Source organism: Rhodococcus jostii NBRC 16295, from assembly GCF_001894825.1.
Classification (GTDB): Bacteria; Actinomycetota; Actinomycetes; order Mycobacteriales; family Mycobacteriaceae; genus Rhodococcus_F; species Rhodococcus_F jostii.
Window position 1 is genome coordinate 1 of sequence record NZ_BCWY01000282.1, and the last position, 553, is coordinate 553.

Here is a 553-nt window from a genome sequence, read left to right on the forward strand (position 1 = left end):
CCGTCGTACTGGAGAACCACCGGGTGGCTTGAGGCCATCATCAGGTTGTGGGGCTTGTTGAGCCCGTACGTTCGGTCTCCCCATGCTCGACGACCCAGGCGGCGATCTGTGCACGCGAGGTGAAGCCGAGCTTGGCGAGGACGTGCTCCACATGCCCTTGCGCGGTGCGCTGCGAGATCACCAGTTGGGCGGCGATCGCCTTGTTCGTCAGGCCCTCGGCGACCAAACCGGCGACCTGCCGCTCGCGTTTGGTCAACCCGGTCGCGGTGTCGGCGCGAGTCCGCGATGCCGTCCGGTGCTCGTCGAGTGCGTAGGCAAGCGCGTTCTCGAATGTCATGGCTTCGCCGTGCCGCACCTCCTCGTCAAACACTTGCATCCCCAACGTGCGACGCGCTTGCCGCACACATTCGTCGTGGTAAGCGAGCAGGGTCGGGACGGCGATCGTGGCGCCGACTACGGTCTGTGACAGCGCGGCGGCGGCGCCCAGCAGGACGGCGGCCCGCCGGTCTAGGTGGTCGGCCGCGGCGATCCATGCCAGCGCCTCCAGAGACAT

Annotated in this window: 1 protein-coding gene; it reads right to left on the bottom strand. The window is 67.5% G+C overall.

Features of this window, described 5'->3' with window-relative positions:
- Window positions 1-40: 40 nt before the first annotated feature.
- The coding region (locus RJ1_RS45210; protein ID WP_073371192.1) for a helix-turn-helix transcriptional regulator at window positions 41-553 on the bottom strand (513 nt) is incomplete at its 5' end.